Genomic DNA, 13,427 nt, shown 5'->3' on the forward strand with positions numbered 1-13,427 from the left:
ATAGCAAGGGTTGTTGCGAGGATTGCTGCCGTCAGTGCAGCGGTGCTGCGTTTTTTCATGTCAGTCATACGTTCCCTCCTGTTTTCAGAATTTATGTGGCTTTTGCAACCAACACAATATCGAAAGACTGGTCCAAAGTCGAGAGGGAACTGCAATCTAAAAGCGGAGAAAGACAGAGGTAAAAATTAAGCGAACTATACAATGTCTTCTTGCGGCTGGGATTATAAAAATTTTTTCTCATTGAAGACAGAGGTGCAATCCATCGCCTGAGATTTCTGTCGGATTGGAGACGGTTAAGGCAGATTGATTTACCTTTGACCACTTTTTTAGACTGAGGTCGTGCCAATCCTAAATAAGTGCTGCAACGGTTTCTGACCACATAAACAGCCACAGACAGACGTGGAGCACGTGGAAACACTGCTTTTAAAGAGTGCCGGAAAGCAGATGGAACGGAGTGAAAACGGCTATAAACCGCCAAAAATTATCTAAAAAATGTTTGCTGACCTCTTTGGATATTGAGGAGCAGAATCTGAAAGCCAAGAGCAGACCGCAGATGCGGTCTGCTCTTGAGTTTCGTTGGGCGGTTGCTATGCATAGAAGTTGACGCTGTTGGGGATTCCAAGGAACAGGTAGCAGTAGGTGATGCCGTTGTACTGAGTCACGCCCACGCCGATACAGTCGCATCTGGGATCGATCATGGTCTCGAAGTGTCCGGGGGAGTTGGTCCAGTTGTCGACGGCACGTTGAGCAGCATCGGCTGTGCCGGTGAACACAGTCAGGTTGTCACCGAAGCCATAAGGGTAGCCAGCGTCGGTAGCAGCCTTGCTTTCCTCCGGAGCGTGATGCCAGGTATAACGCTGGTTGGAACAAACTTGGGCGGCGTTCATCAGGGCCTCGTTGACCGGCAACTCCGAGACCCCATTGGCTTTGCGGGTCTGGTTAATCAAGCGGATCATCTCCTGGCGTATCTCAAGGTTGTCCGTTAGGCTGACGCTGTTCCCGCCGGCGGAGGCTTCCGGCGTGGCAGGAGTAGCGGGGCCGACTGTCAACGTTACGGCTCCGGACTCTCCCACGCTGTTGGAGGCGGTGATCTCTGCGCTCCCCTCCGCCTTGGCGACGGCAACCCAGAAGGTCAGCACCTGCTCCACCGCCACTGTGTCCGGGGCGCTGGAGGTGACGGAGTAGTCCGTGTCGCTGGGACCGATGATGAGACCGCTGCGTTCTCCCACCTCGAGGATGCTGCCCTTGTAGCTGCTTATCCGGATAGCCGGGATCTCAGTTGCGGCGGCTGGGGCAGCGAGTGTGGTTGCAAGGATGGTCGCCGTCAGTGTGGCGGCAATGCGCTTTTTCATGCTGGTCATACTTTTTCCTCCTGTATTCAGTATTTGGGGTGCTCTTGGCAACCAACACAATACCGAATGAAGGAGCAAAAGTCGATAGAAAAGAAAATTAAAAATAGAGAAATTAGCAGGTCAAAACAAAGCATTTTAGCTAAGCTTTTTATTTCAGTGCCTCATAAAAAATTCGGATTTTCTGTGCCATAAGCACACGCCTCTGCTCCAGAAAACGAGGATAGTCCTCAATTCCCATCTGAGCAAAATCCTCTGGAATGCAGTTCTCCTCCAGGTTTCGCTTCAGCTGATCCGAATCAGTGATTCCACCATAAACCGATTCCCCGGTCTCACACTGGTGGAGAACAACCGCCATATAATCCTTTGGTGCATCTGCACTGATTTTAATGTTGATTTCCGACTGCAAATAGACATAGTTGGCGATCTGGTTGTACTGTCCTTTGCTGGTAATCCCATTCCGAATTAAGTACTTCTTAGGGAAGAGATGGTGGATATCTCCACGTTCCTCCAGCATCGCTTTCACTTCTATGTGTTCACCCAGGAAACCTTTGTCGTGATTCTTAACCTGGGCCATCAGGAACACGTTGAAATAGGGACTGCTGGCCACAGAAGTATTCAGCCGATCCACCAGTACGTTGTTCCAGAATGCATCGGAGAGTTCGCCGGCTTCCACCTGTTCCAAATATTCGAGAGGATTTTCATAAACATTGAACCGCTTCACATCATAATCGAAAGCGGATTCAGGTGAACCCGAATAGCGGCCCGTCAGAATCGTTAAAACGATCCAGCGGCGAACAATTCGCTCGATTATGCTGGAGTCGATTTCCTGTGCTTTCAAAGTGAGATACAGGATATAGCCAAAGTTCAGCACATTCTGGGAGCGCACCTGAGAGGCCCGCTCCACACCGACAGATTTCAAAATCATGACGTACTTCTGGAAATGGGTCTGATTGACTACATCCAGAACCGCGTCATGCAAATCGTGAAATGCTTTTTCCGCAATCTCAGCTTTGAAATCTCTGGCTTCAAAGTCACGTCCAGACAACAGGCTGACCAGGTCGGAAAGCCGTCCACGGCTGAACTTGTAGGTGAAAGCAACACGGAGAACATCGCTGTAATCCGGTTCATAGATATCTTCGTTCTCGTTGACGATCCATTCGATTTTGTGGAATTCCGATGCCTGTATAAACTCGGCATCATTGGATTTGATTTCACTATAATCTGCCGGGACCTGTAAGAAATGGCAAAAATAATCAATCATTTTTCGGATGATATTCCCACCATATTCCTCATTACTGGAAATTTTGCTCATAGCAAAGTCTGCCTGTGACAGAACAACGCCTTTGGAGTTAATTCGGATAAAAATGTCCGTGACCTGCTCAATATCCAGCTCATGAGAGAGATTGATCACACCAAGGTTGTTATTTTCAATGCTTTTCAAGCGGGTAATGATATCAGAGATCTTAGACATTCCCGCGCTGTCAGTAATTCCGTTTTTCTGGCAATAGTCGATGACAAAACCGAACGAATTAAAGCCGGGGTCAAAAATTGCGGCAATGTCAGGAATATATTTGACGTCCTTGAGAATCGCCGGGTTCACTACATCGAACCGCTCTTCCTGGGGATTAAATGCAATTTTTATAGGAAATTTTCTGTAATCAGCACCCACGACCTCTTGTCCAACAATCGCAGCTGCCAAAGCGGTGATCCGCTGCTGCCCATCAATCAAGACTTTTTTGCCGGAGGATATGGTTCCATCTTTCAGTTTTACATCCGGGTTCTGCCAGACGATGATGTAGCCAACCGGGTAGTTTTGATACAGGGAATCAATCAGGTCACGCACCTTGGTGCTGTCCCACACAAAGGGACGCTGAATTTCTGGGATTGCGATACTCCCGTCTTTGATGCTGGAAAGCAGAGAACTGACCGCAATATTGTTGACATCATATCTTGCCATAGTACAACTCTCCTCCGATAAGTTTCTATAACGCCGTTCTCAGCGCCTGTTCGATTCGCATTTTCTCATCACTGCCATCTGTTCTGAGACGCAGCAGAGGAATCCCGCATTGCGATAAAATATGATTTTTCTTTTCATCCCGCACCGCTTGGATGCTGCCAGCAGCGTGAAAGGCTGTTCCATCCACCTCAACCGCCAGCAGCGGCGACTTATCCATTTTCCGGAACAGAAGAAAATCTACATGAGCCAGCGGGTTTCGAACATAAGCGGTTTCCTCATGATTCAGCAGAGAATAATCTTTTACAAGATTGACCAGCGACACATGGACGGCACTGGACACGGCAGAAAATTCCGGCTCCATAAGAACACGCTCGATTACAGCATAGAGCAGATTTTCTGAATCATAGCCAGAGATCCGCCTGTGTTTTTGCAGGAAAACGCGTCGCTGCTGGGCATATTCTTGATAGAGAAGGTCAAAAATGGAATAAACGGCGCTTTCTACAACCGCACAGCTGTTGTACTGGATATAGCGAGCCAAGTCCCCATAGTTTGTCTGGTCATTTCGCGGATCTTGGGAGGTGACGACTATCAGCGATTTGACCGCCCGAGACACCGCCACATTCAGCATTCGAGGATCATCCACGAACTCCGTAATCACATTATCCACCGAAGTCAAAACAATCGCATCTTTCTCCCGTCCCTGGAACTTGTGGACGGTAGCCGCCTCAATGCCGCCTCCCAGCTGGGTTTGAAGCGCGGCCACCTGATCTCTATAAGGCGTAATGACCCCAATGCTTCGGTATCCTTTTTCTTGCAGGTACGGAAGAACTTCTTTTTGAATCACATCAATCTCCCGCTGATTCAGGTGGCCACGGGCGTGGTTTCCCGGCGCGGTACGATACATTGTCAGCACGTCCGGTTCATCGTGGTCAGCTGTCATAACAATCAGCTTTCCGCCATAGAATTTCTGGTTGCAGAAATTGATGATCTTAGGATGACAACGATAGTGCTCCCGCAGCAGCACCGCAGGCGCTTCCGGCCATGCCGCCAAAGCAGAGGAGAGCAGACTGTGTGCGGAAAAATGATAGGCTTCCGGAAGAGAGTACCGGTTCCATATTGCCTCACCGGTCTGAATGTCTCTGCTGTTCAGGACGTTGGGAAGCTGCTGGAGATCGCCAACAATCACGATATTTCGGGCACAGGCAAACGCTAATACGCCGGTGGCCAGATCCACCTGAGAAGCTTCGTCTACAATCAAATAGTCATAGATGTGGTCAATATTCAATGTGCCTTTGATGGAATATGTAGTGCTTAGAACGACCGGATATTCTTGGTTAAATTCATTGGATTTGCCTCGAAAGTCCCTCATCTCAAAGACTGAACGTTCACCTTTCCATTGGTAAATATTGCTCAACTCCGCTCGGAACAAGCGCAGAGATTTCTCTGTCAGCTCCTCCATTTTCTCAGAAAAATAGTAATTTGCAAGTCTCTGTTCCAGTTGGATTCGTTCTTCTGTCAGCTCCCGCTGCCGCACGACATAAAATTGCCATTGAAGGTAGGGAATCACCAACTCCGGGGATTGGAGGAATATCTTCAGGGCGCTGAGATTGAACCGAAACATGATGGAGAGTTTTTTCAGCAGCCCCAGTCTGCTCTCATGCTCAGCGTGCTGTTCATATTCCAGCCAGAGGTTCAGGATCTTTTGTGAAGAAAGCCCACTCAAATTCTCCTGCGGCGCCTGTGCATAAGTCTGATAGTATTCGTCAAAGTAGTGCTGTTCTGGTCTGAGCTGTAAAAATTCCTGCTCGATCTCCGCAATCCGGTTCTTTGCATTGAGCATATCGTTCAATTCTTTGGAGAGCACGGTCACTTCCTGATTGAGCCGTGTCGTTTCCTCCTGTCCTAAAGTCCACTCTCCCATATCCGGGTATCTGCCAGTCTGGGTTTCCAGAAAGCGTTCCTTATTGCTGATACTTCCCAGGAAAGCAGCGAGAAAAGAAAGCCCCTTTTTCTCTAACTTCTCCGCAACATTGAGGGTTGCGGAATTGTTGTTGGATACCACTGCCACTGTTTTTCCGTTTCTCACCGCGTTGGCAATAATATTCAGGATCGTCTGCGTCTTACCGGTACCTGGCGGGCCCTGGATGATGCTGATTTGAGAGGACAGCGCGTTTTCTACCGCGACTTTCTGGCTCTGATTCAGGCCAAAGGGATAGATAACGGCCTCTGGGAGGGGGACTGTTTTAGGCTGTCTACCAGGCTCCAGATAGCAAGCCAAAACGGTTTCTTCGCTGACAGTTTGAATCCGTTCATACTGCATGCTAAGGATATTAATGTCATTTCCCACCATCAGGCTAACAGCTTCCGCTGTCTCCTTAAAATAATCGAAAATACATTTTTGACTTTCTTCTGTTAAGCAGTTGTGCTGGATCTCCACTTCTTCCCTGTGATAAGAAAGTGTTTTCTTCCCACTGCGGACAAGACGATAATATGGACCAAAATCTAAAATCATATCAACTTGGGTCATACGGACGCCTTTGACATTTACGATCAGGCCAGCAGGATCAATGCGCTGTTGCAGATCCAGAATTTTTACCTTACCGCCTTGATAGTGGTACACTTGAGAAGAGCTGGTATAAATGATATCGCAAGCGTCACCACAGGGCCGAAACTCCTTGACAGAATCCGTTTTGTCCTGGCCATTGATCAGAATTAGGTATCTTTCTCTATCCATTATGATTCTCCCTGTGACAGCTTTTACAGAAATACTTTTTGCGCTTTGGTTGATAAGGCTATGAACATCTTCTGTTTTTTGAAGAATGAGGAGCAGATTACGCTTCAAGCAATTTAGAACAGCAAATTTTGATTTATCGCTCTGGCGGACGAAGGCGGCGAATTGTTCCTGAAGGGCCATATTAGGAACGATTACTGGTATCTTCTGGAGGACCCCTTTTGGTAGAATGCACTTCAATGCTCGATTGGTGGAATCATGTAATACTGATCTTATTAGAGTAAGTAAGTAATACAAAAACCATACATTGACTTTATTAGGTATTAGTGCGTTAATCTGTTGGTTAAATGCAACTTTTCGGTTGGTAACAGCCATGTTGCCTATGCTATTTAGGCCCCCAGCGATACAAGTCATCAGAAGGCAATCTGCGTCCACCAGTCGTCCTACTAATGCGCCGGCATTTGATAATGACTCCACAGCCATAGTAGGGAAAACAGAATTTTCAGTGATGTTGTCTGACTTAATCCACTCGATATAGGAGCCATAATACTCCTTGTGTGCGCGTGGTGGAGTATTTCCGGTCACTACCGTGCAGACTTTTGATAGAGGGGCCTTTTCCCATCCTGCTGAATTTGTTATGGGGTCCCCAAACATCTCGATAAATTGAGACTTAACAAGCTCATCTGTAACAGAAATCAACTTTTTATAGCTTTCTATTGTATCATTGATAGCCCATAATACCTCTGCCAATTCCTTTTGCGTGTCTAAATCCGGCAGTTCAAATTCCAAATCTTTCAGGTCGCGCCAGTTAATTGTTGGCGACAAAGAACCTACCGATATTTTGATGGCAGCATCTAAAAAGTAGTCGGAGCTGATAAACAGAGGGAAGAATTTCCTGTCAACAACCTTTTCTTGAGGCCTAAGAACCATGCCATGTGCAGAGAATATACCATCAAAAGGTGCAATAGCAACTTTCTTCTGATAGGCTCTACGTTTTCCAAACAGGACGTCGCCTTTCCTCATAACCAGCTTTTCGCCGATAGGAGCAACGTCTGAGCCGAAGCGTGTAACATTCAAACTGCCAGTATCCAAATGCTCCAAGCCGATATAAGTAAAGCGATCTTCCTCAGCAGGCTTTTTCTTTTCCTTGCTATTGATCGCAATCTGTTTAAAACGATATTTCGCCATCACGCACACCTCCTTGTAGAGGTGGAATGAATGGGGAAAGCTTTGCAGCTTACAGAATCGATAAATTGAGAATTGCAAACAACTTGCATTCAGTCTAAGCGATATATTTCCTATGCGATTCTTTCACATTATTTTGGTTGACCATTGCGTATTGAAGTGTAGTATCGATGCTCTGATGCCCAAGGAGCTGCTGAACCTGCTCGATTGGCATTCCTTTGTCAATCGCCATTGTGGCCAGGGTCCTTCTAAATTTATGAGGGTGAACCTTATGAAAACTCAGTTCACGGCCGATTTTCCGCAGACGTATCTCAACACCACTGATTTGCAGCCGCTCGAATGGTTTCAGTAAGGAGACAAACAGGGCGTCGTTCTCATCGCACCGTTCTTTCAAATACCGTTGGAGATGAATTTTAGTTCTCGCATCGAAATAGACCTTTCTCTGCTTATTTCCTTTTCCAAAAACGATACATTCCCGATTTTCAAAATCCACATCGCTCCGATTTAACTTCACCAATTCGCCGACACGAATACCAGTGGAAGAAAGCAGATCGATCATCGCCAGGTCACGCAAATTGTCACAGTGATCACGCATCAGCTCCAGGGATTCATCCGAGTATGTTTCTTTAACGGTCTTCCCTGTCTTTACTTTGTGGATTCTCCTCACGGGACTTTTTATAATGTAATCCTCATCTTCAAGCCAGGAGAAAAAGGACGAGAGAATCCGTCTCACATTATCGAGAGTCACCTTGCTGACCGTTCCTCGCCGCTGGTAATTGTCGAGGTATAAGCGGAGATCCTCTGTTGTTATTTTGCGTTCCGGCTTGTTGATTTTCTCTAGCATGTTTCGGATTGTGGACTCATAATAGCGCAGAGATTTTTCTGAACAACCTTCCACGCGCTTGGCCGAAATAAAAAGCGGTAACCAATTGGACATCTGTGATTCACTGTCTATGGAGGCCTGTGCATTCAGCGCAGGCAAATGTCTGCGCAACGATGCCAACAGCTGTTTCATTTGGTTTTCGCTCAAGCTTTCAGAGAGTTCATGCTGAATATTGATGATAATTTCTTCGATCATGGTGTTTCCTCCTTGTCGTGTTCCTCCGTTTGAGGCGTACCCACGAGCCGGAGGAAACTCCATGACCCTGTTTTTCAGCCGAGCTGCTCAGAAATGATACGTTTGTAAGTGGCGGTCAATTCTGAAAGGGCTTGTTCCAGTTCAAATTTTGATTTATCGCTCTGGTGGACGAAAGCTACAAAATCATCCTGCACAGGCAAAGGCGGCACAACCAGTTCAACATTTGCAATTACACTTTGGTTGATTTTGTATGTTCCGTTGGTGGTTTTTGCATTCTCCTCAATTTGGTTCCGCACCGCTTGCATTTTCCAAGCCATATATAGATACGGCAAGCGTATCTTCTGTTCATTGATTCGTGCAGCTATCACTGTGTCAGGAAAAACCAAATCAAAATGGTCTTTCGGTGAATAAACTCCTGCTCCAACAAGCGTTTTGTTTCCATTCCCTCTGCATATGTAGAAATCTGTTGCACAGATACGTTTGTCATTGGGAGGACAATCAGTAAAATAGCCGTCTTTCCAGGCGTTTTCATCGAATGCTCCCTGCGTGACAGCAGACAATGTAAGAATTTTTGCATGATGTTCTCCCGACCTGGATGGTGAGAGTCCATTCCGCATCCCATACATGACAGTTCCAGCTTTTATATTATACTGAGAATACGGTCCTGTCATCTCGATAAATTGAGATTTCACTAACTCGTCTGTTGCAAGGATAAGTCTTTTATAAGACTCCATTGTATCATTAATAGCCCATAAAATCCCTGCGTGTTTTCGTTGAATCTCTATATTGGGAAGTTCAAATTCATAATTTGCCAGCGTTGACCAATTAATAAATGTATTCGTGGAACCATGTCGATGTTGATATGCATATTCCCAGAACGTGTCGTTTTGTAATATGAACGGCAAATATTCAGGCAAAAGAACTTCCGAATTTGCAGTTGCAAGCACAAAAGTTTTTTCCGAGCAAATGCCATCAAAGCCGACTACACCCGCTTTCTTTAGGTGTGGATTTCTTGAAACCAGCAGGAAATCTCCGGCTTTGAACCCATAATAAAACATTGGTCCTATGGTGCTGCCTTCAATTAAGCCTCGCTTTGTGATACAAACATTTTCGCTTTCTATATGTTCGCCACCTACATAGTAGATTAGACTTGTATTATCCTTATCAACCTTCGTTTGAACTCGGTTAATTACATCTTTCAGCTTAATGCGAGCCATCTGTTGAACCACTCCTCTCTCCCAAAAGTGAATTCAGCTTCTCATAACTCAGCTTCATGGTTTCCGAGGCGGCCATCCAGCTGTCATAATGTTCCTGAACGGAGCGGGTATCCGTCTCCGCCATCTCAGTTTCCTGCTTGACATAGAGGGGAATACTGAGGGAAAAGTTGTGATCCGCAATATCCTGTATGGTGGCTACCCGCGCGAAACCAGCCTCATCAGAATACTGGTGATAGGCTTCGGCAATCTTCTGGATATGCCGGTCCTCCAAATAGCTTTGCGCATTTTTTCGCTCCACCTCGTTTACCGCGTTGATGAAAAGCACCTGTCCTCGCCGCTCCGGGCGCTTATTCATGCGGCAGATCATGATGCAGGCCTCCATGGGGGAGTTGTAAAACAGGTTTGCCGCCAGACCGATCACGCATTCGACGCGGTCACTGCGCACCAGCTTCTCCCGCATGGCGCTCTCCTCGTTGCGGAACAGAACGCCGTGGGGAAACAAAATCGCGCACCGCCCAGTCTCCTCCTTCAGGCTGGCAATGATATGCTGCAAAAAGGCGTAGTCCGCTCGCCCTTGGGGAGGAACTCCCAAAAAATCCCGGCCATATTTGTCGCTCTCAAAGGCGGCACGATCCCATTGGCTGATGGAATAGGGCGGATTGGCCAGAACCAAGTCAAACTTTCGGAGCCTGCCGTTTTCAATAAACGCAGGTGTGGCCAGGGTATCGCCGTTTACAATGCTGAAGTCCTTGACGCCGTGGAGAAACAGGTTCATCTTTCCGATGGCGGAGGTCAGCGCGTTGATCTCCTGTCCGAAGACCGCAACATTGCGCCATTCCTTCCCCTGCTCTTTCAGGTAAGCAATCGCGGAGATCAGCATACCGGCGCTGCCGCAGGTGGGGTCGTAGATGGACTCCCCCGATTCTGGACGGAGCATCTCCGTCATCAGATGGACAACGGTCCGGTTGGTGTAAAACTCCTGCGCTGTGTGACCACTGTCATCTGCGAATTTTTTGATGAGATACTCGTATCCCTGGCCAAGCTCATCCTCTGGGCAGTTTGCGATGGAGAGCGTCCTGGTGCTGAAATGCTCCAGCAGGTCCTTCAGCAGGCGGTCTGGCAGGCGATTTTTATTGGTCCAGGCCCCGTCGCCGAAAATTCCCTGTAGCTTGTCGGCGTTGGCGTTCTCCACCTTCCGAAAAGCCTCCACAATTGCTACACCGACATTTTCCGAAACGGCACGGACATCATTCCAGTGACAGCCCCGAGGGACGATGAACGTATGGAGCTCATGCTCGTCAAACTCGGAGGCGTCCTCGCCGTATTCCTCCCATGCGGCCGCAGTCTCCTCGTCGTACACGTCACAAATTCTCTTGAAAAACAACAGCGGGAATATGTATTGCTTATAAGCTCCCGCGTCAATATTTGTGCGGAGGAGAACGGCGGAGGTCCACAGATAGGACTGCAATTCCTCCATGGTGATCCGTTTACTCACTGACGTACCCTCCCTCCAGCAGGAGCTTCTTCATCTTTTCCTCGGCCCGGAGCATAGCCTCATAGGCCTCAAAATACTGTCGGCGCACCTCCTCCGGGGGAATCGTTTCCTGCTCTTTTTTCTCAATGTAGTTGTTGATGGCAAGGGTGTAGCCTCTCTCCCGGATGCCGGCAATTGGTACCACTTTGACCCGCTCGATCACATCTTCATAGGCCGCATACAGCGCATATACTCTTCGAATGTCGTCTTCGGTCATGATGTTCTGCGCCCGCTGGGGGGTGTAGATGCCGGAGGCGTCTATAAAACAGACCTTTCTGCGGTGATCCGCATGTTTGTTGTTGTTCAAAAAGAGAATGCAGGCGGAAACGCCGGTGGAGTAGAAAACGCCGCCGGTGAGTGTGATCACACACTCCAGCTTGTCGGACTCTACCAACTGCTTTCGGATCTCTCCCTCTTTTCCACCCCGGAACAGGACGCCTTGGGGCAGGACGACAGCGCACCGACCTGTCTTGGGATCCATGGATTTGACCATATGCTGGAGCCACGCGAAGTCTCCGTTGGAGTCCGTGGGGCAACCCCAGAGGTTGCGCCCGTAGATATCGCCGCCAAACTGCTCCGCCCCCCAGTTTTTCAAGGAAAAGGGGGGATTCGCCACCACACAGTCAAAGGTTTGCAGGCTGCCCCGCCAGAGATAATTAGGGCTTCGCAGTGTGTCCCCCTGGGTCACGTTAAAATCCCTTGCGCCATGCAGAAACAGGTTCATCCTGGCAATGGCGGAGGTGTCCAGATTCTTTTCTTGACCATAGATTCGGCCGTAGGTTCGCTTGTCACCCTTCATGTAACGAATCGCTTCAATCAGCATACCGCCTGTGCCGCAGGCGGGGTCATACACCGACTCGCCCACCTGCGGGGCCAGCAGCATAATCATCAGCTTGACAATGGAGCGTGGGGTGTAAAATTCGCCGGCGTTCTTTTTTGATAAATCCGCGAATTTCTTGATCAGGAACTCATAACTGTCCCCCATCACGTCGGCAGAATAATTGTTGTTGCCAACCTTTATTTTGGACATATGCTCGATCAGATTTTTCAGCCGCTCGTCGGACAGCTTTGACTTATCCGTCCAGTTTGCGTCATCAAAGCTGGAGAATACCCCGCTCAATGTATCGGGGTTCGCCCGCTCAATCCCGTTCATAGCATTTACAATGGCAACACCCACATCCATGCTCGCCTCCCGGACATCCTGCCAATGGCATCCCTCTGGGATCACAAAGCGGTGGTTCTCCGGGAAAGCGGCATATTCCTCATCCCCGCCGGATTCCTCCAGCGCAGCCTGGGTCTCCTCGTCATAGACGTCGGAAAGTCGTTTGAAAAACAGAATCGGCGTCACATAGCTTTTGTATTCGTCCTGATTGATGGGGCCCCGCAGGATATTGCACGCTTCAAACAAGTGAGAAAACAGTTTCTGGCTGGTGGTCTCCTCGGAAACTGATGTGCTGTTTGCGGCATCCTCGTCAGCAAAATCAAAGGCAAGCTGCATGATTTCAGAACACTTGCTGGCTTTGATTCCAGCGCGCTCCGGAGATCGAATTCCGACGTTTCCGGCCTCACCTGCTTTTTCCGCTTTCGCCGGATAGATACCCTCAAAATCCATGAGGACTTTTAAAAGGCGCTTGTCTAAAAAGGTCAGGGCCAGTTTCCGTATGGGAGCGGGTACACCGTAATAGGCCTCTGCAACCGCCCCGGTAATCGCCGCCAGGGTATCACTGTCGCCGCCGATAGAGATTGCGTTCCGGATGGCGTCTTCAAAGCCAGTGGACTCGAAAAAAGCCTCCAGCGCCTGGGGTACGGTATCCTGACAGGTCTCGTTGAACTGATAGGTACCACGGATGGAATCCAGCGTGAAATCAATCGGGTAGTAGTTCTTCGTGATATAGTCCTGAATTTCCAGCAGGCTTTTTCCGGTGCGGGCGAGATAAACCGCAGCAGCAGTGGCCTCGGCGCCTTTGATTCCCTCTGGATGGTTATGGGTCACCTCGGTCACCGCTTTGGAAAGGGCTTTTGCCTCTTCAAGAGACCTTGCCGCATACCCGCAGCCGCTCACCCGCATGGCGGCGCCGTTTCCAAAGCTGTTGTAAGGCTTCGGATGATCGGAATACATCCACCTGTAAAAAGATCCACCATAGCCGCTGTTCGGATACGGGCGGCCAATTTCCTGCATGGAGCGGACTGCCTGCTCTCCCAGACCGGTAAAATCCGGTCGGCAGCGCATCAGTGCGTCGCATACGGCCAATGACATGATGGAATCATCCGTAAAGAAACACTGGTGCGGCATCAGGTCAAAGTCCTTGGAGCGGTGGTTGTTCCACTCAAATCTGGAGCCTACAATATCTCCAATGATTGCGCCAATCATAG

General features: G+C 48.5%; 8 protein-coding genes. 1 reads left to right on the top strand and 7 read right to left on the bottom strand.

The window, feature by feature from the left end; all coding sequences use genetic code 11:
- The coding region (locus D1641_RS19275; RefSeq protein ID WP_207708642.1) for a hypothetical protein at nt 1-189 on the top strand (189 nt) is incomplete at its 5' end.
- A gap of 398 nt (nt 190-587) precedes the next feature.
- Here the strand turns inward: D1641_RS19275 and D1641_RS14255 are convergent.
- From D1641_RS14255 to D1641_RS14285, 7 genes are all read right to left on the bottom strand, one after another.
- Nucleotides 588-1,361, bottom strand: a complete 774-nt coding sequence (locus tag D1641_RS14255) for a CAP domain-containing protein (protein WP_160666833.1) — start codon at nt 1,359-1,361, stop codon at nt 588-590.
- Between the two features lie 139 nt (nt 1,362-1,500).
- On the bottom strand, nt 1,501-3,309 hold the full coding sequence (locus tag D1641_RS14260) for a DUF262 domain-containing protein (protein ID WP_160666835.1): 1,809 nt from the start codon (nt 3,307-3,309) through the stop codon (nt 1,501-1,503).
- 25 nt (nt 3,310-3,334) lie between these two features.
- Nucleotides 3,335-7,228, bottom strand: a complete 3,894-nt coding sequence (locus D1641_RS14265) for an AAA domain-containing protein (RefSeq protein WP_160666837.1) — start codon at nt 7,226-7,228, stop codon at nt 3,335-3,337.
- A gap of 94 nt (nt 7,229-7,322) precedes the next feature.
- Nucleotides 7,323-8,240: a site-specific tyrosine recombinase/integron integrase gene (gene xerA / locus D1641_RS14270; protein ID WP_347707440.1), complete on the bottom strand. Its 918-nt coding sequence runs from the start codon at nt 8,238-8,240 to the stop codon at nt 7,323-7,325.
- Between the two features lie 137 nt (nt 8,241-8,377).
- A complete protein-coding gene (locus D1641_RS14275) occupies nt 8,378-9,520 on the bottom strand; it encodes a restriction endonuclease subunit S (RefSeq protein WP_160666841.1) in 1,143 nt (380 codons plus the stop codon).
- Complete coding sequence (locus D1641_RS14280) at nt 9,507-11,015, bottom strand: class I SAM-dependent DNA methyltransferase (RefSeq protein WP_160666843.1); 1,509 nt, start codon at nt 11,013-11,015, stop codon at nt 9,507-9,509. The genes D1641_RS14275 and D1641_RS14280 overlap by 14 nt, the downstream gene beginning before the upstream one ends.
- Complete coding sequence (locus tag D1641_RS14285; protein ID WP_160666845.1) at nt 11,008-13,425, bottom strand: N-6 DNA methylase; 2,418 nt, start codon at nt 13,423-13,425, stop codon at nt 11,008-11,010. The genes D1641_RS14280 and D1641_RS14285 overlap by 8 nt, the downstream gene beginning before the upstream one ends.
- Nucleotides 13,426-13,427 lie beyond the last annotated feature (2 nt).

Origin of the sequence: Colidextribacter sp. OB.20, from assembly GCF_009911595.1 — a bacterium.
In the GTDB taxonomy this organism is placed as follows: Bacteria; Bacillota; Clostridia; order Oscillospirales; family Oscillospiraceae; genus Lawsonibacter.

Bases quoted from the DNA above. Each gene is read 5' to 3' on its own strand.
- D1641_RS14285 (WP_160666845.1), bottom strand. From the start codon at position 13,425: ATGATTGGCGCAATCATTGGAGATATTGTAGGCTCCAGATTTGAGTGG.
- xerA (WP_347707440.1), bottom strand. From the start codon at position 8,240: ATGAAACAGCTGTTGGCATCGTTGCGCAGACATTTGCCTGCGCTGAAT.
- D1641_RS14265 (WP_160666837.1), bottom strand. From the start codon at position 7,228: ATGGCGAAATATCGTTTTAAACAGATTGCGATCAATAGCAAGGAAAAG.
- D1641_RS14275 (WP_160666841.1), bottom strand. From the start codon at position 9,520: ATGGCTCGCATTAAGCTGAAAGATGTAATTAACCGAGTTCAAACGAAG.
- D1641_RS14255 (WP_160666833.1), bottom strand. From the start codon at position 1,361: ATGACCAGCATGAAAAAGCGCATTGCCGCCACACTGACGGCGACCATC.
- D1641_RS14260 (WP_160666835.1), bottom strand. From the start codon at position 3,309: ATGGCAAGATATGATGTCAACAATATTGCGGTCAGTTCTCTGCTTTCC.